Below are 22,701 nucleotides of genomic sequence, written 5' to 3'. Positions count from 1 at the left end.
ACGGGCCTGATGAGCCTCACCGTGCTGATGAACGCCGGCCCGTGGCTGTCCGTGCCGCCACCCGGGTACGGCGGTATCGAGAACGTGATCGCCACGCTGGTGCCGGAGCTGCGGCGGCTCGGCGTGCGGGTGGTGCTCGCCTCGGTGGGCAGCAGCACCCTGCCGGTGGACGAGCGGGTGTCGGTCTTCGCCGACGGGCAGTTCGCCGCGTTGCAGCGGCCGTACAACCAGGTCTGCGGGATCGCTCAGGCGCACCTCGCCGGGGTGGTCCGTGAGCTGCACTCCCGCGACGACATCGACCTGGTGCACGACCATGTCGAGGCGGTCGGGCTGGCCACCCTCGCCGCGATGGGGCCGGCCGGCCCGCCGACCCTGCACACCCTGCACTGGGACCTGGCCAAGCACCCGGCGCTCTACGGCGGCCTGGACGGCGGTGACCGGGTTCGGGTCAACGGCGTCTCCGCGTCGCAGCTGGCCCGCGCTCCGTTGGCGTTGCGGGAGCACTCGGTGGGTCACGTGCACCTGTCCACGCCGCTCGCCGTCGACGCCGACCGCCGGCCCCGACCGGAGAAGGGCGAGCACCTGCTCATCCTGGGCCGGATCAACCCCGGCAAGGGGCAGGACGTGGGCGCCCGGCTCGCGCATCGGGTCGGTCTCCCGCTGGTGCTGGCCGGACCGGTCGGCCCGTACCACCGGCCGGCCGATCTCGTGGCGGCCGGCGACGAGGCCCGGCAGAACCCGGACGTGCGGTTCTTCCTCGACGAGGTGGCGCCGCACGTCGACGGTGACCTGGTCCGCTGGGTCGGCACCGTGGCCGGGCAGGAGCGCGACGACCTGCTCGCCAGCGCCCGGGCGTCGCTGTTCCCGCTGCGCTGGGAGGAGCCCGGCGGCACGGCGGTGGTCGAGTCGCTGGCCCTGGGTACGCCGGTGGTAGCCACCGCCCGGGGCTGCCTGCCGGAGTTGATTGAGCACGGCCGTACCGGGCTGCTCACCGCCGACGAGGAGGAGCTGGGCGACCTGCTCCTCGCCGCCGAGCTGCTCGACCCGGACGAGTGCCGGCGGGTGGCCGCGCAGCGCTTCACCCCGGCGGTGATGGCCGAGCGCTACGTCGAGCTGTACGAGCGGGTCCGTCAGCTGGCCAGCGTGCCGAGGCTGCTACCGGCCTGACCCGTCGGCCCGGCGCGGCGGTGGGGCACGGCTCCTCCGCGGGGGGTGGTTTGTCGGCTTCGGCAGCGGGTAGCCGGCAACGCTCATGCCCGCCGCGCGACGAGGAGCCGGTGATGGTCGGACCGATGGCGCACTCCCGGGCCCGGGCCAATCCGGCCGACGGCAAGCCGCCGCTCCGGCGGGCGGCCGCCTCGGTGGGGGTGCTGTTCCTGCTGGTCGGCGCGCTCGGTTTCGTGCCGGGGATCACCAGCGGCGTGGACGGTCTGCGCTTCGCCGGCCACGGCTCGGGCGCGTACCTGTTCGGTGTCTTCCAGGTGTCGGTGCTGCACAATCTGGTGCACCTGGCGTTCGGGGTGGCGGGGCTGGTGTTGGCCCGCACGGTCACCGGCGCCCGGGCGTTCCTGATCGGCGGCGGCGCCGTCTATCTGGTGCTCTGGCTCTATGGGCTGGCGGTGGACCACGACACCGGGGCGAACGTGCTGCCGGTCAACGACGCCGACGACTGGCTGCACCTGGGCCTCGGTGTCGGCATGATCGCGTTGGGTGTGCTGACCGGGCGAGCACGCCGCTGACCTGCGACCCGGGCCGTGATCCGGCTCGCCCCGGCGGCGTTTGGGTTTGGTCGGGCTCGACCCCGGGTAGTTGGCGGATCCCGACCCAGCAGCGAATTGAGGCGCCGATGTCGAGCGGGATCACCTGCGAGGTGCGCACCACGGCACCGGTGGCGGTCGTCCGGCTCACCGGCGCACTGCACCTCGGCACCATGCGCTCGGTGCATCAGGCGCTCAACGACGCGCTCGTCGATCAGCCGGAGGCGCTGGTGGTCGACCTGGCCGGGGTGAGCGTGCAGGACCGGCTCGCGCTCTCCGTCTTCGCCGCGACCGCCCGCCGGGCCGAGGAGTGGCCGGCGGTGCCGGTGCTGCTCTGCGCCCCGTCGCCGGTCGCGGAGCGGTGGCTGGCCGAGTCGACCACCTGCCGGGTGGTTCCGGTGTCCGCAGACTGCGCGGAGGCGACCCGGCTGGCCGGAACGATGTCGGCGGTGCGGATGCGGGCCCGGCTGGAGCCGGTGGCCGAGGCCTGCCGGCGCGCCCGCGAGTTGGTCACCGACGCGTGTGCGCGGTGGAACCTGCCCGACGCGTCCGGACCGGCCGCGTTGGTGCTCAGCGAGCTGGTCGGCAACGTGGTGCGGCACGCCGGCACCCCGATGCAGGTGACGGTGACGCTGCGCCGGCCGTACCTGCACCTCGCGGTGGTGGACGGCAGCAGCGACCAGGCCCGGGAGGGCGGGGCGGACCTGCACGCCGAGGGTGGGCGGGGGCTGATGCTGGTCCGGGAGCTGGCCCAGCGGTGGGGCACCGTCCCGGCGGGTCGGGGCAAGGCGGTCTGGGCGATGCTGCCGGCAACCTGAGCTTCGGGGCACTCCCTCCCGGTACCAGCGATCTGCCCGAAATTACCGCTCTCGCCTGGTTACATGGTGCGAGGGTCGGGTAGGCACGCCCGTCCTTTTGCCGTCACGACGGGGTGAGCAACCATGCCCAAGCGGGTAACCACGGAACCCGGTCGCGATCGGGGTCCGGCGATTCTGGCACCGGCCCGCTTCGGGGGCTTCCCGGGACCGGTACGCACACCGGTCCCCGGCAACACGTTGATCAAGTTCCTCGCCACGACCGACCACAAGCAGATCGGCCTGCTGTATCTGCTGACCTCGTTCGGGTTCTTCCTGCTGGCCGGCCTGGAGGCGATGCTGATCCGGGCCGAGCTGGCCCGCCCGGGCCTGCAGTTCCTCTCCTCCGAGCAGTACAACCAGCTCTTCACCTCGCACGGCGCGGTGATGCTGCTGCTGTTCGCCACGCCTGCCGCGTTCGGGTTCGGCAACTTCATCGTGCCGATCCAGATCGGCGCCCCGGATGTGTCGTTCCCCCGCCTCAACGCGCTCGCCTACTGGCTGTACCTGTTCGGCGGGCTGATGGTGGTCGGCGGGTTCCTCGTCCCGGGCGGCTCGGCGGACTTCGGCTGGACCGCGTACAGCCCGCTGAGCAGCTACGAGCACTCCCCCGGCGTGGGCGCGAACATGTGGGTCATCGGTCTGGTCGTCTCCGGGCTGGGCACCATCCTCGGCGCGGTCAACCTGATCACCACGATCCTCACCCTGCGGGCGCCCGGGATGACCATGTTCCGGATGCCGATCTTCACCTGGAACATGCTCTTCACCAGCGTGCTGGTGATCCTCGTCTTTCCGCTGCTGGCCGCCGCGCTGCTGGCACTGTCGGCCGACCGGTTGCTCAACGCGCACGTGTACGACCCGGCCACCGGCGGCCCGATGCTCTGGCAGCACCTGTTCTGGTTCTTCGGCCACCCCGAGGTGTACATCATCGCGTTGCCGTTCTTCGGCATCATCACCGAGATCATCCCGGTCTTCGCCCGCAAACCGCTCTTCGGCTACACCGGGATCGTGCTGGCCACCATCGGCATCACGGTGCTGTCCATGACGGTCTGGGCGCACCACATGTTCGCCACCGGCCAGGTGCTGCTGCCGTTCTTCAGCATCCTCAGCTACCTGATCGCGGTGCCGACCGGGGTGAAGTTCTTCAACTGGATCGGCACCATGTGGAAGGGACAGATCACCTTCGAGACGCCGATGCTCTTCGCCATCGGCTTCCTGGTCACCTTCCTGCTCGGCGGTCTCACCGGGGTGCTGCTGGCCAGCCCGCCGGTCGACTTCCACACCCACGACACCTACTTCGTGGTGGCGCACTTCCACTACGTGGTGTTCGGCACCGTGGTCTTCGCCCTCTTCGGCGGCTACTACTTCTGGTGGCCGAAGATGACCGGGCGGCTGCTCGACGAACGGCTCGGCAAGGCGCACTTCTGGACCATGTTCATCGGCTTCCACGGCACCTTCCTGGTGCACCACTGGCTGGGCAGCGAGGGCATGCCCCGCCGGTACGCCGACTACCTGCCCACCGACGGTTTCACCACGCTGAACACGATCTCCAGCATCTTCGCCTTCATCCTCGGCCTGTCCACCCTCTTCTTCATCTTCAACGCCTGGAAGTCCTGGCGGTACGGGGCGATGGTGACAGTGGACGACCCGTGGGGCTTCGGCAACTCCCTCGAATGGGCCACCAGCTGCCCGCCGCCGCTGCGCAACTTCGACCGGATGCCCCGGATCCGCTCCGAGCGGCCCGCCTTCGACCTGAAGTACGGCCCGCTCGTCGCCGACCTGGGCCGCGACCTGCCGCAACGCACCACCAAGCCGCCGCAGCAGTTCGCCGACGAACTGCGGATGGAGCACCACGTCCCGGAGTCGCCGTCCGCCGAGGGCGCGCACGGCGCCCGCGACGCGACCGACTACCAGCCCGCGCCGCGCTCCGGCGCCCGGCCGGTGGACGTGCCGGAGCCCGAGGGCGTCCGCCGGCCGAGCTTCGAGCAGAGCGACCCGCCGGAGGACGCCGAGGACGCCCCGAAGCCGCACGAACGCTGGCGGCACCCGCACAGCGACGGCAACCCCGAAGAGCACTGACAGGGGTACCCGCGGAAGGGCCGACACCTCGCGGGTGTCGGCCCTTCCGCTGTTCGTCTGCGGTCAGTCCCGGGCCGGCGCCAGGCCGGCGGCGGTGAGCGAGCGGCGCACCGCGGGCTGGACCCGGGTCAGCCGCAGCGGCACCCCGGTCCGCTCCGCCGCGTCCCGACCGGCCATCAGCGCGGCGATACCACCGGCGTCGAAGCCTCCCGCGCCGACCAGGTCGACGACCACCTCGCTGGGTTGGCCGGTGACCGCCTCCAGCATGGCCCGGCGCAGCTGGTCCGCGCCGTCGCGGTCGATCTCGCCGCCCACCTCGACCACCACCGAGTCGCCGTTCTGCTTGACCGAGATCCGGGTCTTGCCCGGGTCGGGCTCGGCGGCGCCGTTCTGCCAGGGCGGCGGCGCGTCGGCGAGCATCGCCTGACGCAGCCAGGTGAGTGCCCGCGACAGCAGCCGGGACACGTGCATCTGCGAGATGCCGAACCGGGCGGCGATCTCCGCCTGGGTCTGGTTGCCGTAGAAGCGCATCGCCAGGATCCGCCGCTCACGCCAGGGCAGTCGGTGCAGCAGACCGCTCACCGTGACCCGGTCGTCGACCGACTCCAGGGCGTTGTCCGACTCGCCGACCAGGTCCCCGAACTCGGCGGAGCTCTCCCCGCCCACCGGGGCGTTGAGGGAGGCCGGGCTGTAGCCGGCCGCCGACTCCAGCGCGGCGAGGATCTCCTCCTCCGGGGTCTCCAGTCGGGCCGACAACTCGGCCACCGTCGGGGCCCGGGACAGCTCACTGGTCAGCGCGGCGGTGGCCTGCCCCACCTCCAGGATCAGGTCCCGCAACCGGCGGGGCACGTGGACGCCCCAGGTACGGTCCCGGAAGTGCCGTTTGATCTCGCCGACGATGGTGATCGCGGCGTACGCGGTGAACGAACCCCGTTCCGGGTCATAGCGGTCGACCGCGTTGACCAGCCCCAACCGGGCCACCTGCTCCAGGTCCTCCAGCGGCTCGCCGCGCCCCCGGTACCGACGGGCGAGCCGCCCGGCGAACGGCAGCGCGAAGCGCACCAGGTCCTCCCGGGCCTCCCCGCGACGCTCCGGCGGCAGTCCGGCGATCCGGGCCGCGTACGCCAGTGCCGCCGCGTCGAGATCCTCCAGACCCCGGTCGGTCGGTGGTGGTGTGGTCGTGCTCGTGCCGGTCTGTCCGAACATCCGCGCCTCCCTCAGGAAGGTCCCCCGCCCGGATCGGGAAACCGGTCGTGCGCGTGGTCGGGCCACGCACCGGGCCGGAAAATGGGTCAGTGACTGGGATGCCAGCGGGCGACACCGCCTCTACGCAGCGCAATCAGGCTGTCGCAGCCAGCGATGTTCCCGCTCCGTAGGTACTCAATCACGGGACCCCGGGTTCGCGAGGATGTTTCGGCGTCCTCCGTCTCAGGAGACCAACAACCCCTGGTGGCCGCCGCTGTCGCGGAGCACCGCGAGGGCCTCGGCGGCCCCCAGAGGGGGCGGCGCGGGCAGGTCGTACGGCTGGGCGCGCAGAACCTCGGTGGCCCGGCGGGTGGGCACGGAAGTGACCGGGTAACCCCGGGCGGTGGTCCGGTCCAACGCCCGGCGCCGCCGCCCGAACCCGGCCACGGCCAACCACTGCGGCAGGCCGGCCAGGGCCGGCGAGCGCACCCCGGGCGGCTCGGGCAGCACGTCCACCGAGCTGAACCCCTCACTGCCGGCGAGCCACCACTCGGCCTCGTCGACGCTGCGCCGGGTGGCGTTCTCACACCAGTACGGCACCAGCCCCGCCCGCACCACCTGCCACGGATCGAGCAGCCGGCCGCACTCCACCACCAACCGGTCGCCGGTCTTGCCGGCGCCACGCAGCCACCGCCGGTACAGGTCGGCCACGGCCGCGCTCAGGGCCGCCGGCCGGGGCACCAGCACCCGGTGCAGCGGGTGCTGGTGTCGAGCGGACCAGTCCCGCGCGGCCACCTCGAAGCCCGGGTCGACGTCGTGTTCGGCGTTACCGGACGGTACGGACATCTCCGGCGGCTCCCACCGGGTCGCGTCGCCACCCACCGAGCGCAGCACCTGACGCAGGGCGTGGCTGTCCGGGTGGAAGTCGACCGGGTCCAGCCCGCTGGCCGGGCAGCCGACCTGGAAACTGTGCCCCGGCCCGCGCTCCAGCACCGGCCAGGTGCGCGCGTCGCGGACCAGCAGCACCGGGGCGCCCGGGGCCAGCCGGTCGGCCAGAAACCGCGCGTACGCCGCCGGGAGAGCCCGCCACGCGGCGGCCAGCGCCACGGTCGCCCCGGTCAGTGGGCCCCGGCTGGCCGGGCAGTGCACCTGACGCAGGTGCAGGTCGGCGTTGCCGGCCAGCATCCGGGCGGCGAGCGCCGCCCCGTGCTCCAGGGCGTCCGCCGGGCGGTCCACCCCTCCGTCGGACCAGTGCGCGGTCATCTCGAAGCCGGCCGGCAGCCACGGCACGCCGAGGGCCACCGCGAGGTGGGCCACCGCGCCGTGCGGCGACCCGATCAGCACCGCCGGGTAGCGCCGGCGGGGGTACTGGTCGACGAACCAGCGGGCCACCCGGGCGGCGTCCACCTCGTCGACCTGCGCCACGGTGAGAGCGACCCGACCGGCGGCGCGGGTGACCGCGGCGCGGCGGACCGGCTCGGGGGCGCCGGGAAACCGCGACGTCGGCCCGGTGTGCCCCAGGTCGGCGCAGTCCACGCCGCGCAGCGCCCGGGCGGTGGCGGCGACCAGCACCCGGGCGGCGCTGCCCGCGGCCACGACCCGGTCGCCGGCCAGACCGGCGCCGTCAGCCGTGAGCCCCTTGTGCACCTTGTGCACCGGCCCCACCTTGCCTCGTTCGCTCACCACGCGGCCCGGCTTCCCGTCCCGATGGGGTTCAAACGGGGCATCACCCGCCCGGCGGTACATTCCGCTGGTCAGCGGGGTGCGCCGGGCATCAACGGCGTTCGGTCGCTCGGGTTTCGGTGCGGCCAGGGCGGGCACTTCCGGGGCCATGGGCACCGACCAGACCAGCGAGCCAGCCGCCGCCACGATCACCCCGTACGAGGACGGACCACTGCTGGTCCGTGGCGACTTCGCGTTGGTCACCCCGGACGCGAGCGGATCGACGCCCGCCGGGGCACTGTGGCGTTGTGCCGGTGCGGCAAGTCGGCGCTCAAGCCGTTCTGCGACGGCACCCACAAGGCGATCGACTTCCGCGCGGGTACCACCCGCGAGGGCTGACCCGCGTCGCGCCGGTCACGCGGCGGCCGACCCGACCAGCGAGACGGTCGGCGGCAGGGCCGGCGGGACGGGCGCCCGCAGCGAACTGCGGCCGGCGGCCCAGCTCTCCAGCAGGTGCGCGGCGAACAGCCGGTCCACCGCAAGCCCGGCCGCCGCGCCGAAGAGCACATCGGGGGCGAGGCGTGGTTCGACGCGGACCAGCCCGGCGCACATGTCGTGGGCGGCGATCTGCTCGTGCACCGCGTCGGCCTCCACGTGCTCGTCGTAGAAGCGGGTGGCCACCTCGTCGAAGCCGAGCCGGCGCAGCCCGTTGCCGTAGCGGCGGTTCGGCAGTGAGGAGGTCATCTCGAACGCGGCGAGGTGCCCGAGCAGCGCGCCGCGCAGCCGCCGGTGCAGCCCGAACAGCGACATCAGGTTGTTGGTCGCCAACGTCACCGCCGGGACCGTGTCGAGGTGGGCGGCGTACCCGGTGTCCAGCCCCAGCCGGTCGAGGGTGCACCGGAACAGCTCGGCGTGCATCCGCTCCAGCCGGCCGTTGCCGTACTCGTCGGTCTGGATCTCCACCAGCGCGGCCTTGGCCGGGCCACCGAGGCGGGGCAGCGCCCAGCTGTGCGGGTCCGCCTCGCGCAGGTGGTAGACGGAGCGGTGGGCGACGAACTCGCGGAACTGGGTGAGGTCGGCGTGCCGGTGCAGCGTCCCGGCCAGCGACGGCCCGTTGTCGGCCGCGACCAGATCGGAGAGCCCGGCCGCGACCCCGGCGGCGGGCACCGACGGCGACCCGACCAGCCGGCGCAGCGCCGCCTCGAAGACCCGTTCGCAGTGGGCGCGCAGGGCGAGCAGTGTCGGCTGCCACTCCCACGACTCGTCGACCCCCGACCAGCCCCGGTAGTGCAGCTCGTAGCAGAGGAACAGGGTGAGCTGGAGGTCCTCGTCCAGGATCGGGTCCGCCGGGTCGACGTCGGCACCGAGACCGGCCGGCAGGTCGTGCGGCGGGAGTCGCAGCGCCTCGACGACCGCCGCGGAGAGCGGGCCGCGCGCCCCGGGCAGGGTCGCCGGACCGTAGCGGCGGTCAGCGGGCTCGGACATGGGACCTCCAGCGTCTGTCGGGCCGCTACTGATGCCCTGGTCCGGGGCAGCTAAACGAGATCTTGGGCGGTCGCGGTGAGCTCCACCTGCTCCCGGACCTTCCGCGCCGGGGCACCGTCGGCGTACAGGCCGCGCAGGTCGGCGAACGCGGGCTCCGGCGGCGCCAGCGGCACCGCCGGGTCGACGACCGCCTCCAGTACGCACGGGCGGTCCGCGGCCAACGCCTCGTCCCAGGCCGCGCCGACCAGTTCCGGGCGGTCCACCCGCACCCCGTGCAGCCCGAGCAGCCGCGCCCAACCGGCGTACGGCACGTCGGGGCGGCGGTGGGCCGGATCGGACGACGGCTCCCGCCCGCCGCCCATGCCGTTCTGGTCCCGGTTGTTGAGCACCAGCACCACCAGCCGGGGATCCCGCCACCGCTGCCAGAGATGCGCCACGGTGATCAGCTCGGCGAGGCCGTTGAGCTGCATCGCCCCGTCCCCGACCAGCGCGACCACCGGCTGGTCGGGGGCGGCGAGCTTCGCGGCCACCGCGTAGGGCAGCGCACAGCCCATCGAGCCGAGGGTGCCGCACAGCTGCGCCTCGACCCCGGGCGGCAGGACGAGATGTCGGGCGTACCAGTAGAGGACCGAGCCGACGTCGACCGCGACCGCGCCGGTCTCCGGCATGCGGGCGGACAGCTCCTGGAGGACGAACTGCGGGTTGACCGGATCGGCCGCGGCGGCGGCCCGGTCCGCGGCGACCGACCGCCACCGGTCCACCGAGCTCTCCACGGTGGCCCGCCACCGCTGCTCGGGTCGACCGCGCATCCGGGTCAGCAGCGCCCGCAGCGTCTCGGCGGCGTCGCCGACCAGCGGCACGTCCGCCGGGTAGCGGGTGCCGATCCGGCGGCCGTCGATGTCGATCTGCACCGTGCGGGCCTGCTCGGGCATCGGGAAGTAGTCGGTCCACGGGTCGTTGGTGCCGACCATGAGCAGGGTGTCGCAGCCGCCCATCAACTCGGCCGCCGCCGGGGTGCCGACCTCGCCGAGCACCCCGGTGTGGAACGGCAACCGCTCGTCGAGCACCGGCTTGCCCAGCAGCGAGGTGGCCACCCCGGCGCCGAGTCGGTCGGCCACCTCGATGATCTCGGGGGCCGCGTCCCGGCCACCCTGGCCGACCAGGATCGCCACCCGCTGGCCGCCGGTGAGCAGCTGCGCGGCGGCGTCGAGGTCCACCTCGTGCGGCAGCACCCGGGCCAGCGGCTCGCCGGGGGTCGCCGTGATCACCCCGGCGGCGTACGTCTGCGGCTCGGGTACCAGGGCTTCCTGCAACTGCCGGGGCAGCACGACACAGGTCGGGCTGCGGGTCGCCGCCGCCGTGCGAAACGCCTGGTCGAGCAGCGCCCCCACCTCCTGCGGGGTGCGGCCGTACCTGACGAACTGGTTGCACACGTCGCCGAAGAGTCGGCTCAACCCGATCTCCTGGTGCGCGCCGCCGAGCGGCCCGGAGATGTCCTCCCCGACGATCGCGACCACCGGCTTGCTGTCCAGCTTGGCGTCGTAGAGGCCGTTGAGCAGCTGGACGGCGCTGGGCCCCTGGGTGGCGAGGCAGACCCCGATGCCGCCGGTGAACTTGGCGTGCCCGGTGGCCATGAACGAGGCGGTCTCCTCGTGTCGGGCCGGGATGAACGCCGGTTCGCCGCCGGCCCGGTCCAGCGCGTCGACCAGCGGGGCGATCGCCTCACCCGGGTATCCGAAGGCACGGGGCACCCGCCAGGCGAGCAGCCGCTGCACCACCACGTCGGCCACCGAACGCTCAGCCATTGCCGCGCCCCGGTGTGCTCGGGTCGACGTAGCGCAGCACCGCGCCGACCCCGTCGGTGAGGTCGGGCGCCTCGTCGGGGCCCAGCACGGTCAGGTCCGCGTCGGTGCCGACGAGCGCCCGGACCAGCGCCGCGTCGGCGCGTACCCGCTGCGGGTCGGTGACCGACATCGCGGCCAGCTGCCCCGGGTCGACGGCGATCTCGGTGGGCTCCGCGCCGATCCACAGCTCGCCGGTGGCGGACGGATCGTCCACGATGATCATCGTGTCGACCTGGTTGCGTTGCAGGGCCGAGACGACCGCGTCGAGACCGCCGCCCACGTCCTCCTGCACCCCGAACCTGTCCAGGGCCGTGCTGATCCGCTGGTCGGCGATCTCCGCGATGGTCTGCACGGTGAGGTCGTCCAGCATCGTCTGGTCGGCGCCGGCGGCCCGCGAGCCCGCGTCGGTCCGCACCATGGCGTCCTGCCAGCGGGCCGGCATCTGGGCGGCGATCATCCCGGTGGCCCGCACGTCGCCGGCGACCACCACCACCTCCGCGCCGACCTTCTCGGCCAGCTCCACGGTCGCCGCAGTGACGTCGCCGGCGTTGTGGTGCCACGCTTCCATGGCGGCCTTCTGATAGATGTCCTGGGACCAGCCGCCGGGCTGCGGCTTGCGGATCGGGAACGTCTCCCGGCCGACGACGTGGGCCTTGCGGGGCACCCCGCCGGCGCTGATCGCGATCGCGTCCGCGCCGGTACGGTCGGCCAGCACGCGCACCCAGGCCACCTGCTCGCCCCGCTGGGCGAGCAGGGGCATCACGTGCGGCAGCGGCCCGTAGCTGGCCAGATCGCGCAGTGGCGGCGCGGACAGGTACTCGGAGAGCGCCACCCGGCCGTGGCTGGCGAAGACCGCCAGGCCGTAGTCCCCGACCATCGGGTCGTGCCCACGGATCACCCGGTCCAGCGCGGCGATGCTCGCCTCGTCCGCCCCCTGTTCCAGGAGGCGACGCTCCAGGGCACGCCAGCGCAGGTCCAGCGCGGGATGGGCGTCCTCGGTGTCCGCGGAGGCGTCCAGGTACACCGAGCACCACGGCCCGGGACGGTCGTAGAGCGGGCGCAGGAAGGACAGCTGCATGCTCGACCCCTTTCCAGCTCGGCCCCTCGCTTACCCGGGTCGCCTGGGTTGTCACCTTGTGGGCGTGAGCCCGTGACCAGGTTTCATTCACGTCGTTCAACCGAGGACGTCGATACGATCTGTGAACACAAGCGGACTCTCGGTGGTGGAGATGGACAGCGGACTCGATACCCGACGGATCGTGCACCCGACGGAGCGAATCGTCACCGGGCGGCTGATCCGGCTGCTCGACGGCTACACCCGGGAGGTGCGCGTCGGTCAGCCGGTGCTGGTGGCGGTGCTCGCCGCGGCGGCGATCGCCAGCCTGCCCGCCCTGTTGCTGCGCTCGCTCTTCTCGTTCGGCGGTGGTGGCGCGCGTCGACGCTGGAAGCAGCTGAAGCAGGGCCCGGAATACCTGGTCACGCCGGTACGGCTGCGCAACACCGCCGGTCAGCTCTGCGAGGTGGAGCTGCACGGTCACCTGCCGCAGAGCGCCCTGCACCCGGCGGACCAGGTGCAGCTCACAGTGCGCCCGCAACGCGACCCGGAGCTACCACCCCGGATCGAGCGGATCGTCAACCTCACCACCGGGCAGCTGCTGACCCCACGTACCGCGACGCTCTGGTCGCATCTGGGGCCGCCGCTGCTGTTGCAGGCGTTCCTGGGCGCGCTGCTGCTGGCCGGCATCGCGGCCTGCTCCGCGCTGACCTGACCGGTCAGCCAGCCGCCCGCGCGGATCGTCGCTCAGCCGACCAGGTTGAATCGTCGGCTCAGCCGACCGGGGCGACCTCGCGGGCCGGCTGCCGGTCGACGCCGAGCATCCCCCGGCGGCGGGCCCAGCGCTCGTAGGCCAGGGTGGCGAACGGGGGCACCCCGCTGGCCAGGGCCACCACCGTGGCCAGCAGGCTCCACCGGTGCAGCCGGGCCACCGCCAGCACCAGCAGGACGTACGCGATGAACAGGCCGCCGTGGATCGGCCCGAAGATCTTGACGCCCAGCTCGTTGTCCGGCGGACCGTACTTGACCAGCATGCCGACCAGCAGAGCCAGCCAGGAGCAGGCCTCGGCGATCGCCGCCGCGACGAACAACCGGGTCACCTTCTCGCGCATCCGCACGCCACCACCTCTCGGGCAGCCATGCTATCGGTGGGCGCTGGCTGGGCTAACGGGGCGGGCAGCTGGGTAGGAAAGGAGCATCGGGTATTCCCCCGCCCGCCGATCACGTGCGAGGTTAGGGGAACCAGCGGTGACAGGGCGGTGACCATGGGCGAGGACGTCGGCGTACGAACCTTCAGTCGAGAGGACCGGGCCCGCTATCGCGACAAGGTCCGCCGTTGCCTGGATGTCTTCGCCGAGATGCTGCGCGAGTCCCGGTTCGACGTCGACCGGCCGATGACCGGCGTGGAGATCGAGCTGAACCTGGTCGACGAGGCGTCCAATCCGGCGATGCGCAACGCCGACGTGCTGGCGGCCATCGCCGACCCGAGCTTCCAGACCGAGCTGGGCCAGTTCAACGTCGAGATCAACGTGCCGCCGCGCCGGCTGACCGGCACCGGCACGGCCGACTTCGAGGAGTACGTGCGGGCCAGCCTCAACGCCGCCGAGGTGAAGGCCCGGACGATCGGCGCGCACATGGTCATGATCGGCATCCTGCCGACGCTGCGCCCCGAGCACCTGACCGCCGAGACGCTCTCGGCCAACCCCCGCTACAAGCTGCTCAACGAGCAGATCTTCGCGGCCCGCGGCGAGGATCTGCCGATCGCCATCAGCGGTGTGGAGCGGTTGGCGGTCACCGCCGACACGATCACCCCGGAGGCCGCCTGCACCAGCACCCAGTTCCACCTCCAGGTCAGCCCCTCCCAGTTCGCCGACTACTGGAACGCCGCCCAGGCGGTCGCCGGCATCCAGGTCGCGGTCGGCGCCAACTCGCCGCTGTTCTTCGGCCGGGAGTTGTGGCGGGAGACCCGCATCCCGCTGTTCCAGCAGGCCACCGACACCCGCTCGGAAGAGATCAAGGCCCAGGGGGTACGCCCCCGGGTCTGGTTCGGCGAACGCTGGATCACCAACGTGTTCGACCTGTTCGAGGAGAACGTGCGCTACTTCCCGGCGCTGCTGCCGGTCTGCGACCCGGAGGACCCGACGCAGGCCCTCGCAGCCGGCGAGGTGCCCAACCTCGCCGAACTGCGCCTGCACAACGGCACCGTCTACCGGTGGAACCGCCCGGTGTACGACGTCTCCCGCGGCCGACCGCACCTGCGGGTGGAGAACCGGGTGCTGCCCGCCGGCCCGACGGTGTTGGACACCATCGCCAACGGCGCCTTCTACTTCGGGCTGGTCCGCGCCCTCGCCGAGTCGGACGACCACTGTGGTCGCAGATGTCGTTCAGCGCGGCCGAGGAGAACTTCACCAGCTGCGCCCGGCACGGCATCGACGCGCAGGTGTTCTGGCCCGGTCTCGGCTATCTGCCCGTCACCGAGTTGGTGTTGCGCCGGTTGCTGCCGTTGGCGCACCACGGCCTGGACCGGTGGGGGCTCGACCCGACCGAGCGCGACCGGCTGCTCGGCGTCATCGAACAGCGCTGCCTGACCGGTCGCAACGGCGCGAGCTGGCAGGTGGAGACGCTGCACCGGCTGGAGTCCGCCGACCACCTGGACCGACCGGAGGCGCTGCGCGAGGTGGTCCGGCACTACGTGGACCTGATGCACAGCAACCGGCCGGTGCACGAGTGGCCCATCCCGTAGCCTCGTCCGTCCGTTGTGGACACCCCGGCCCCGCTGACCTGCTTCGCGGCGGTTGCGGCGCGACGGCGCTCAGCCGCGCGGCGTGGGCACGCCGAAGAGATCGATGATGCCGGCGGGCAACTGGGCGAGCAGGTCGTGCCGCTCGTCGTCATCGAGCGCCTCGGCGACGGTACGCAGCACCGCCTGGGCGTGTTGGCGCACCTGGTCCGCGTCCGCGACCTGCTCCCGGTCGCCGACGTTCTTCAGGAACTCGCCGATGTCCCACCGGCGGCCCTGCGGATTGCGGGTGACGGACCCGTTCAGCCGCTCCGGCAGCCGGGCCGCGAGGTGGTCCGCCTCCTGCCCGGCGAGCCGTTCGCCGAGCACCGACAGGACGGCCTGCACCGACCGTACGGCCTCGTTCTCCCCGAGGCCGCGCGCCGCCGTACGGTGGCGATCATCTGCTCGTACTCCATGACCCGCTCCCTCCGTTCCCTCGACGGGCCGGGCGGCCTGCCGGCGGACGAACCGGGCGAGTTCCCCGGGTCCCCGGTCACAAACGGGGGTCGCTCAGCGACCCGGACGTTCGGTCGTCAAGCGGGCAGGGCTTCGGCGAGCGCCGCGGACGGCGGATCGTCGCGCAGCCGGCTGTAGAGGTAGCCGTCGCGCCACCGACCGGCCCGGAACTCGCAGGCCCGGATGACGCCGTCGAGTTGGAACCCGGCCTTCTCCAGTGACCGCTGCTCGGCCACGTTCTCCGGGTGGGTGCCGATGCCGGCGGCGGCCCGCTCCGGTTCGACCTCGACGCGTTCCGGTTCGACCTCGACGACGAGCCGCCCGTCGTCGTCGCCCAGGTAGCCGTCGACGGCGAACCGTCGCGCGGGTGCCGCCGCGTCGCGAAAACCGGCCCAGTCCAGCCCGATCAGGCCCGGCTCGGTGCAGAACCGCCGGAACATGGCCAGGTCGGCCTCGCCGACCGGCCGTAGTCGAACCGTGAGATCGGCTGTCACGCGCATCGATGTACCGAGACCATCCGTGGCGGACACGCTAACCGGGACGCCGAGACCGTCACCGGCTGGAGGTTGAGGTCGGATCCTGTGGAGCTGATTCGTTTGCGACATCAGCCCCACAGGCGGCGCGTGCGGCGTCCCCCGTCGGCAGTCCGGCCGCCCGTCAGACCTTGAGCAGCACCTTCGTACAGTCGTCCTGCTTCTTTTGGAAGATCTTGTAGCCCTTCGGGGCGTCGCGCAGCGGCATCCGGTGGCTGACGATGAAGCTCGGGTCGATCTCGCCACGTTGGATGCGTTCCAGCAGCGGCCGGGTGTAACGCTGCACGTGACACTGGCCGGTCCGCATGATCAGTGACCGGTTCATGAACGCGCCCATCGGAAACTTGTCGATGAAGCCGCCGTACGCCCCGACGACCGAGACCACCCCTCCGGAGCGGCAGGCCAGGATCGCCTGGCGCAGCGCGAACGGCCGTTCCGTCTCGATCCTCGTGGCCTGCTTGGCCCGGTCGTACGCGTACATGGCGGGGTTGCCGTGGTGGCTCTCCAGACCGACCGCGTCGATGCACGCGTCGGGCCCCCGGCCGGCGGTCATCTCGTTGAGCGTGTCCAGCACGTCGGCTTCCTCGTAGTTGATCGTTTCGGCGCCGACGTGCTCCTCGACCAGCCGCAGCCGGTACCCGAACCGGTCGATCACGATCACCCGCTCGGCGCCGAGCAACCGGGCGCTGGCCGCCGCGAACAGCCCGACCGGACCGGCGCCCCAGACCGCGATCACCTGCCCGGGTTTGATGTCGCACATCTCGGCGCCCATGTAACCAGTCGGGAAGACGTCGGCCAGCATCACGGCCTGGTCGTCGGTGACCTCGTCGGGCACCTTCACCGGGCCGATGTCGGCGAACGGCACCCGGGCGTACTCGGCCTGACCGCCGGCGTAGCCGCCGAGCAGGTGGGAGTAGCCGAAGATGCCGGCCGGCGAGTGCCCCATGATCTTCTCGGCGATGCCGGCGTTCGGGTTGGAGTTCTCGCAGACCGAGTAGAGGCCGCGCTGGCAGGACGAGCAGTGCCCGCAGGCGATCGGGAACGGCACCACCACGCGGTCGCCGAGTTTGAGGTTGCGGACCTCCGGCCCCACCTCCACCACCTCGCCCATGAACTCGTGGCCGAGGATGTCGCCCTTGCGCATGGCCGGGATGTAACCGTGGTAGAGGTGCAGGTCGGAGCCGCAGATCGCGGTGGTGCTGATCCGGACGATGGCGTCCCGGGCGTTCATGATCTTCGGATCCGGTACGTCGATCACCTTGACGCTGTCGGTGCCCATCCAGGCCGTGGCTTTCATTCTCGGTCCCCTTCGGAAAGCTCGGGCGGTCAGCGGCGGGACGCCGGCAGCGGCTGGGCGGGGCGTTGCATGGCCTGTTGGCGAACGGAGATGCCGCTGGGGCTGCCCTCGGAGCGGACCACCTCACCGGTCTCCAAGACCTGCTTGAACCGGCGCAGGTCGTCCCGGACCTGCTGCTCGGGTTCCTCGCCGAAGAGCTTCGCCACCGCCCGGCCGAGCGCCCCGGCCGGCGGCGCGTAGCGCAACTCGACGCGGACCTCGGTGCCCCGGTCGCCGGGTGCGGGCGCGAACCGGACCCGCCCGGCGTTGGGCACCCGGGTTCCCGGCAGCGAACGCCAGGTGATCGACTTGTTCGGCTGGTCGTCGATGATCTCGGCGTCCCACTCGACCCGGTGCCCGGCCGGGCCACGGGCGATCCAGTGCGAGCGGCGCAGGTCGTCGGCGCGTACCGACTCCAGGTGGGCCATGAACCGGGGCAGGTTCTCCACGTCGCGCCAGAAACGGTACGCCTCGGCGGGCGAACGGTTGACGGTCACCGCGATCTCCATCCGGATCACCCGGGCGCGGGCCCGTCGCGCCCGCCCGATGCGGACGGCGGCGAGCACGACGACGGCGTTGATGCCGGCGATCGCGAGGGTGGTCAGCGCGACCCGGCGGCGACGGGCACCGTGGCGGTCGGCGAGGGCCCGGCCGAGCAGTGTGAGGTCCGCCGCGTCGCCGGCCACCCTCGCCCACGCCCAGCCGGCCGGTCGACGGCCGCTGAGCAGCCCGGCGGCGTTCGCCAACTCGCGTGCGCCGACGGCCGGGAGCACCGCTCGCGCGGCCGGCGAGTCGTCCACGCCGGTCATTCGCGCGACGGGTCCGGGCGCGACCAGGGCGCCCACGCCCAGGGCCAGGCTCAGCAGGCCGAGGGCGCTCGGCAGGGTCGCCGGCACCGGCCCGTCCAACTCGGGCAGGAGCACCGTCTCGACACGGCTCATCTCGGGTCCCTTCCGATGGGCGGCCGCCGCTGTGCGGGTGGAGCGGCGGTGGTCTACCGCCTCCGTGACGCTATGCGGTACAGGTCAGCCATGCGCCCTATTCGGGCATAACACCCGATCCGCGTGGTGCAGAGCCGCGCCGCGACCGCGCCCGCGGGGCCCTCCCGCCCGACCGGATATCAGCTGTCGACATATTCTGGCCGGCCACCGGAACCTTCCGTCCAGCCCGTTCGTGGGAGTGGTGACGAGGGGAGGTGACGGTGTCCGACGGCGATCTGATCTCCGATGGCGCGAAGAGCTGGACGGACACCGGCCGACCTGCCGGCGCGGACGCACTGGGACCTCACCGTGGGCACGGACGGCTCCCTGCTGGCGATCACGCCGGGCGGGGCGGGCGCCGCCGACAAGCCCGGGTCGCCAGCCGTGCGCGCTAGCTCAGAAAATCCAGGAGCTGCCGTGCCGTCTCCTCGGGCGCCTCCTCCGGGATGAAGTGTCCGACCGGGACCGGGCCGCCGCGAACGTCGTCGGACCACTCCCGCCAGATCGCCAGCGGGTCGTCGTAGAGCCGCGCGACCTGACCCCGTTGGCTCCAGAGGAACAGCATCGGGCACCGGATCTTCCGGTTGTCCCGGCGGTCCGCCTGGTCGTGCTGGTAGTCCAGCGTCGGGGTGGCGCGGAACTCCTCGCAGATCGCGTGGACGGTGGCGGGGTCGCTGAACTGGCGGAGGTACGCGGCGCGCACCTCGGCCGGGAACACGTCGGTCACCTCGGGCCAGGTGTCGAGCATGAAGTCGGCGAGGACGGCCGGTGCCGCGCCGATGAACTGTTCGGGCACCGGCTCGGGCGCGGCGAGGAAGGACCAGACCCAGTAGGAGAGGCTGAACGCGGCGTCAGCGCGGTCGTAGACGTCGCTGGCGGGCACGACGTCCAGCACGGCGAGCCGGGTGACCACGTCGGGCGCGTCGAGGGCCAGTCGGTAGGCGCAGCGCGCGCCGCGATCGTGGCCGACCAGCCCGAACCGCGCGAAGCCCAGAGCGCGCATGGCCTCGACCTGGTCGCGGGCGATCGCCCGCATGCTGTACGGCTCGTGATCCGGTGCACTCGGGGGCGTGCTGCTGTCGCCCCAGCCGCGCAGGTCGGTGACGACCACGGTGTGCGTCTCGGCGAGTCGCGGCGCCACCCGATGCCACATCAGGTGGGTCTGCGGAATGCCGTGCAGCAGCAGCAGCGGAGGCCCGCTGCCGCCGCGCCGACCGTGGATCGTGGCTCCCGACGTGGGGATGTCGAACTCGTCGAACCCGTCGAACATTGCTGTCGGACCCCTCCGTGATCTCCCCGGGGCGACGCTAGCAGCGGCCGGCAGGAAGACAGTCGATCCGCGTTAACAGCCACCCGCACCGGGTAGCCGAGACGCGCTTCTACCAGCGGCCGGGAGGTGCGATGACGGCGACCAGCGCCTTCTTCGACCGATTGACCGTTGCCGGTGAGGACCCGCGGTTCAGCAACGTCTGCGGGAGCGTGCGCTTCGACATCCGGGACGGGGACCAGGTGGAGCAGTGGCTCCTGGAGATCGATCATGGCCGGATGCGGGTGAGCAGGAGCGACGGGCCCGCCACCACTGTCATCCGGGCCTCCGCGCAGGTCGCGGAGGCGATGGCGCGGGGCGAGGTGAACGGCCTGGCGGCGATCACCAGGGGCGAGATCCTGGTCGACGGCGACCTCAACCTGGCGTTGCGGATCGGGCGGCTGTTCCCGCGCGCGCCCGGGCCGCCGGAGCACGACGGCCCGGGTGAGCGATGAGGGACATCGCCGGCACCGTGGCGTGCATCGACGGGAACACCTTCATGGTGTCCGACGCCAGCGGCGACGTGGAGACGTCCCCGGCCACCCCGGTGGGCCTGTTCGCCGCCGACAGCCGCTTCCTGTCCCGCTGGCGGCTCACCGTCAACGGCGAGTGCATGACCGCCCTGTCGGTGGACAACAGCCAGTACTTCGAGGTCACGTTCTTCGTGGTGCCGGGCGCGGCGGTGGACTACGTGCAGGCCGACGTGTCGGCCATCCGGCGGCGGCGGATCGGGCCGGACCTCACCGAGTCGCTGACCATCTTCAACTACGGCGAGCGGGTGATGGACCTCGACATCCGGCTGGAGGTGGCCGCCGACTTCGCCGACATCTTCGAGATCAAGTTCAATGTCGTCGACAAGGTCGGCAGCCACTACACCCGCGTCGGCCCCAACGAGCTGCGCCTCGGCTACCGACGTGCCACCTATCACCGTGAGGTGGTGGTGTCGGCGAGCGAACCCGCCGAGTTCGGCCCGGACGGCCTGCGGTTCGCGATCCGCTTGAACCCCGGCGAGCAGTGGTCCACCCGGTTGCAGGCCGCCATGCTGGCGCTGCGTCCCGACGGCGTCGACCTGCGCTCCGCCCTGCGGGCCCAGCGGCCGGACGACTCGACCCTGCCGGCGAGCCTGCGGGCCTGGACGGCGGCAGCTCCAACCCTGGACACCGAGAGCGTCGCCCTTCAGCAGATCTACCAGCGCAGCCTGGTGGACCTGGCGGCGCTGCGCTTCGCCCCGCTGTCGCTCGGCGGCGCGGCCGTGCCGGCGGCCGGGCTGCCCTGGTTCATGACCCTGTTCGGCCGTGACAGCCTGCTGACCTGCCTACAGACCCTGCCGGTCACGCCGTCGCTGACCCCGCCGACCCTGCGGATCCTGGCCTCGTTGCAGGGTGCCCGGACCGACGACGTGCTGGAGGAGGACCCGGGTCGGATCCTGCACGAGCTGCGCTACGGGGAGTCGGCCGCGTTCGAGGAGCAGCCACACTCCCCCTACTACGGCACGGTGGACGCCTCGCCGCTGTTCGTGGTGCTGCTCGACGAGTACGAGCGGTGGAGCGGCGACGCCGCGCTGGTGCTGGAGTTGGAGCCGGAGGCTCGCGCGGCCCTGGCGTGGATCGATCGCTACGCGGACCTCAATTCCACCGGCTACATCTGGTACCGGCGGCGCAACCGCGCCACCGGCCTGGACAACCAGTGCTGGAAGGACTCCTGGGACAGCATCTCCTACGCCGACGGTAGGTTGCCGAGCTTCCCGAGGGCCACCTGCGAAACCCAGGGGTACGCGTACGACGCCAAGATCCGAGCTGCCCGGCTGGCCCGTACCGTCTGGAATGACCAGGCCTTCGCCGACCGGCTGGAGCGCGAGGCGGCGGCCCTCTACGACCGCTTCAACCGGGACTTCTGGCTGGAGGAGCAGGGCTTCTACGCCCTCGCCCTCGACCATGACGGCACCCCGGTCGACAGCCTCTCCTCCAACATCGGGCACCTGCTCTGGAGCGGCATCGTGCCGCCGGAGCGGGCCCCACGGGTGGTCGAGCACCTGATGGGTCCGGCGCTCTTCTCCGGCTGGGGGGTGCGGACGTTCGCCGAGGGGCAGCGCCGCTACAACCCGCTCGGCTACCACAACGGCACGGTCTGGCCGTTCGACAACTCGTTCATCGCCTGGGGCCTGCGCCGCTACGGGTTCAGCCGCGAGGCGGGTCGCATCGCCGAGGGCATCCTCTCCGCCGCCACCTACTTCCAGGGTCGCCTTCCCGAGGCGTTCGGCGGGTTTGACCGCAACACCACCCGGTTTCCGGTGCGCTACCCCACGGCCGGCAGCCCGCAGGCGTGGTCCAGCGGAGCCTCGATGCTGCTGCTCCGCACCATGCTCGGTATCGACCCGCACGAGGACCACCTGGCCGTGGACCCGGCGTTGCCGTCCATCTTCGAGCGGATCGCGCTGCTGGACATCCCGGGCCGCTGGGGCAAGGTCGACGCGTTTGCCCGCCGCCGCCCCGACCAGCCGTAGCCCGACTGCCGCGCGGCATAGCGTTCACCCACCTCCATTGCAATGGTTGGCCTCGCCGTCGTTGCGTTATCTGCCAGCCCAGCGCAACGAAATCACGCAGTTGAGCTGGTTTTTCTGGCCTTGAGCGCAACATGTTCGTTGCCCGATCCATAAACGCAACGTAGCGTTTTGCACATCGGAAACAGTGAACGACCAGCCTTGGAGAGCATGATGCAGACGTTCCACACCCCCGCCCCGATCTCTGTCGTCCTGGCCATCCCCGCCGGACGCGTCCAGTTCATCGCCGGGGACCGCGCCGACACCACCGTCGAGGTCGCCCCCTCCGACCCCGGCCGGAGCCGCGACACCAAGGTCGCCGCCCAGACCGCCGTCAGCTACACCGACGGCGTCCTGCGGATCACGACCTCGACCCCCGGCAACCCACCGCTCGGTCCGTCCGGGTCGCTGGAGGTCACCGTCCGGCTGCCCGCCGACTCCCGGGTCGACGCCACGACGGCGAGTGCCGAACTGCGCGGGGTGGGACGCCTCGGCGATCTCGCCTTCGACGGCGCGTACCGCAACATCAAGATCGACGAGGCGGCCAGCGTGCGGCTCACCGCGACCGACGGCGACGTCGAGGTCGGCCGGCTCAACGGCCCCGCGCAGATCAGCACCGCGCGGGGCGACATCCGGATCGCCGAGGCGGTGCACGGAACCGTCGTGCTGCGCACCCAGTCCGGCGACATCTCGGTCACGGCCGCCGCCGGTGTCTCGGCCGCGCTGGTGGCCGAGACCGGCTACGGCCGGGTCAGCAACGCCCTCAAGAACGACGGCAGCACCGCCCTCGACATCCGTGCCACCACCTCCCACGGCGACATCACCGCCCGCAGCCGCTGAGCCCCGACC

At 72.2% G+C, this 22,701-nt stretch carries 19 protein-coding genes and 2 pseudogenes; 10 read left to right on the top strand and 11 right to left on the bottom strand.

Annotation, left to right across the window (positions count from 1 at the left end; genetic code table 11):
* The first annotated feature begins 9 nt into the window (after positions 1-9).
* The 4 genes from JM949_RS05230 (at position 10) to ctaD (ending at position 4,690) form a co-directional block, all read left to right on the top strand.
* The gene (locus tag JM949_RS05230; RefSeq protein ID WP_203147302.1) at positions 10-1,167 is read left to right on the top strand and encodes a glycosyltransferase; all 1,158 of its coding nucleotides are present in this window, start codon (positions 10-12) and stop codon (positions 1,165-1,167) included.
* Between the two features lie 113 nt (positions 1,168-1,280).
* Positions 1,281-1,739, top strand: coding sequence for a DUF4383 domain-containing protein (locus tag JM949_RS05225; RefSeq protein ID WP_203147301.1), 459 nt, complete (start codon positions 1,281-1,283; stop codon positions 1,737-1,739).
* 107 nt (positions 1,740-1,846) lie between these two features.
* Entirely contained in the window at positions 1,847-2,575 is a 729-nt protein-coding gene (locus tag JM949_RS05220) for an ATP-binding protein (RefSeq protein ID WP_203147300.1), read from the top strand.
* A gap of 123 nt (positions 2,576-2,698) precedes the next feature.
* Positions 2,699-4,690, top strand: a complete 1,992-nt coding sequence (gene ctaD / locus JM949_RS05215; RefSeq protein WP_203147299.1) for an aa3-type cytochrome oxidase subunit I — start codon at positions 2,699-2,701, stop codon at positions 4,688-4,690.
* A gap of 63 nt (positions 4,691-4,753) precedes the next feature.
* On the opposite strand, the gene JM949_RS05210 is transcribed toward ctaD, so the two are convergent.
* Positions 4,754-5,896 (bottom strand): SigB/SigF/SigG family RNA polymerase sigma factor, encoded by a 1,143-nt coding sequence (locus JM949_RS05210; RefSeq protein ID WP_203147298.1) that lies wholly within the window; start codon positions 5,894-5,896, stop codon positions 4,754-4,756.
* A 222-nt stretch (positions 5,897-6,118) separates the two neighbouring features.
* Positions 6,119-7,561 carry a hypothetical protein gene (locus tag JM949_RS05205; RefSeq protein ID WP_309232017.1) on the bottom strand — a complete coding sequence of 481 codons (1,443 nt, stop codon included), beginning with the start codon at positions 7,559-7,561 and terminating at the stop codon, positions 6,119-6,121.
* A 21-nt stretch (positions 7,562-7,582) separates the two neighbouring features.
* On the opposite strand from JM949_RS05205, the gene JM949_RS36490 reads away from it, so the two are divergent.
* A complete protein-coding gene (locus JM949_RS36490) occupies positions 7,583-7,936 on the top strand; it encodes a CDGSH iron-sulfur domain-containing protein (protein WP_238432620.1) in 354 nt (117 codons plus the stop codon).
* A 15-nt stretch (positions 7,937-7,951) separates the two neighbouring features.
* On the opposite strand, the gene JM949_RS05195 is transcribed toward JM949_RS36490, so the two are convergent.
* From JM949_RS05195 to JM949_RS05185, 3 genes are read right to left on the bottom strand one after another with little or no spacing between them, the layout of a single operon-like run.
* Positions 7,952-9,022: an iron-containing redox enzyme family protein gene (locus JM949_RS05195; protein ID WP_203147296.1), complete on the bottom strand. Its 1,071-nt coding sequence runs from the start codon at positions 9,020-9,022 to the stop codon at positions 7,952-7,954.
* 50 nt (positions 9,023-9,072) lie between these two features.
* A complete protein-coding gene (locus JM949_RS05190; protein ID WP_203147295.1) occupies positions 9,073-10,827 on the bottom strand; it encodes a thiamine pyrophosphate-binding protein in 1,755 nt (584 codons plus the stop codon).
* Positions 10,820-11,944: a baeRF2 domain-containing protein gene (locus tag JM949_RS05185; RefSeq protein ID WP_203147294.1), complete on the bottom strand. Its 1,125-nt coding sequence runs from the start codon at positions 11,942-11,944 to the stop codon at positions 10,820-10,822. Before JM949_RS05185 ends, JM949_RS05190 begins: the two co-directional genes overlap by 8 nt.
* A gap of 142 nt (positions 11,945-12,086) precedes the next feature.
* On the opposite strand from JM949_RS05185, the gene JM949_RS05180 reads away from it, so the two are divergent.
* Positions 12,087-12,635: a hypothetical protein gene (locus JM949_RS05180; RefSeq protein ID WP_203147314.1), complete on the top strand. Its 549-nt coding sequence runs from the start codon at positions 12,087-12,089 to the stop codon at positions 12,633-12,635.
* Between the two features lie 58 nt (positions 12,636-12,693).
* On the opposite strand, the gene JM949_RS05175 is transcribed toward JM949_RS05180, so the two are convergent.
* The gene (locus tag JM949_RS05175; RefSeq protein ID WP_203147313.1) at positions 12,694-13,032 is read right to left on the bottom strand and encodes a DUF3817 domain-containing protein; all 339 of its coding nucleotides are present in this window, start codon (positions 13,030-13,032) and stop codon (positions 12,694-12,696) included.
* 153 nt (positions 13,033-13,185) lie between these two features.
* On the opposite strand from JM949_RS05175, the pseudogene JM949_RS05170 reads away from it, so the two are divergent.
* Positions 13,186-14,663: pseudogene (locus tag JM949_RS05170) on the top strand (glutamate--cysteine ligase).
* Between the two features lie 69 nt (positions 14,664-14,732).
* On the opposite strand, the pseudogene JM949_RS05165 reads toward JM949_RS05170, so the two are convergent.
* The 5 genes and pseudogenes from JM949_RS05165 to JM949_RS05145 form a co-directional block, all read right to left on the bottom strand.
* Positions 14,733-15,059, bottom strand: a pseudogene (locus tag JM949_RS05165) (DUF2267 domain-containing protein); the annotation flags it as partial.
* Between the two features lie 176 nt (positions 15,060-15,235).
* Positions 15,236-15,652: a GNAT family N-acetyltransferase gene (locus JM949_RS05160; RefSeq protein WP_309232016.1), complete on the bottom strand. Its 417-nt coding sequence runs from the start codon at positions 15,650-15,652 to the stop codon at positions 15,236-15,238.
* Positions 15,653-15,815: 163 nt separating this feature from the next.
* Positions 15,816-16,988: a zinc-dependent alcohol dehydrogenase gene (locus tag JM949_RS05155; protein ID WP_203147291.1), complete on the bottom strand. Its 1,173-nt coding sequence runs from the start codon at positions 16,986-16,988 to the stop codon at positions 15,816-15,818.
* A 29-nt stretch (positions 16,989-17,017) separates the two neighbouring features.
* Positions 17,018-17,968 carry an SRPBCC family protein gene (locus JM949_RS05150; RefSeq protein ID WP_203147290.1) on the bottom strand — a complete coding sequence of 317 codons (951 nt, stop codon included), beginning with the start codon at positions 17,966-17,968 and terminating at the stop codon, positions 17,018-17,020.
* Positions 17,969-18,398: 430 nt separating this feature from the next.
* Positions 18,399-19,277, bottom strand: coding sequence for an alpha/beta fold hydrolase (locus JM949_RS05145; RefSeq protein WP_203147289.1), 879 nt, complete (start codon positions 19,275-19,277; stop codon positions 18,399-18,401).
* Between the two features lie 131 nt (positions 19,278-19,408).
* On the opposite strand from JM949_RS05145, the gene JM949_RS05140 reads away from it, so the two are divergent.
* From JM949_RS05140 to JM949_RS05130, 3 genes are all read left to right on the top strand, one after another.
* Entirely contained in the window at positions 19,409-19,768 is a 360-nt protein-coding gene (locus JM949_RS05140) for an SCP2 sterol-binding domain-containing protein (RefSeq protein ID WP_203147288.1), read from the top strand.
* The gene (locus JM949_RS05135) at positions 19,765-21,816 is read left to right on the top strand and encodes an amylo-alpha-1,6-glucosidase (RefSeq protein ID WP_203147287.1); all 2,052 of its coding nucleotides are present in this window, start codon (positions 19,765-19,767) and stop codon (positions 21,814-21,816) included. Before JM949_RS05140 ends, JM949_RS05135 begins: the two co-directional genes overlap by 4 nt.
* Before the next feature lie 207 nt (positions 21,817-22,023).
* On the top strand, positions 22,024-22,692 hold the full coding sequence (locus JM949_RS05130) for a DUF4097 family beta strand repeat-containing protein (protein WP_309232015.1): 669 nt from the start codon (positions 22,024-22,026) through the stop codon (positions 22,690-22,692).
* Positions 22,693-22,701 lie beyond the last annotated feature (9 nt).

Source organism: Micromonospora tarensis (assembly GCF_016803395.1).
GTDB lineage: Bacteria > Actinomycetota > Actinomycetes > Mycobacteriales > Micromonosporaceae > Micromonospora > Micromonospora tarensis.
This window is presented reverse-complemented; position numbering and strand designations above follow the sequence as displayed.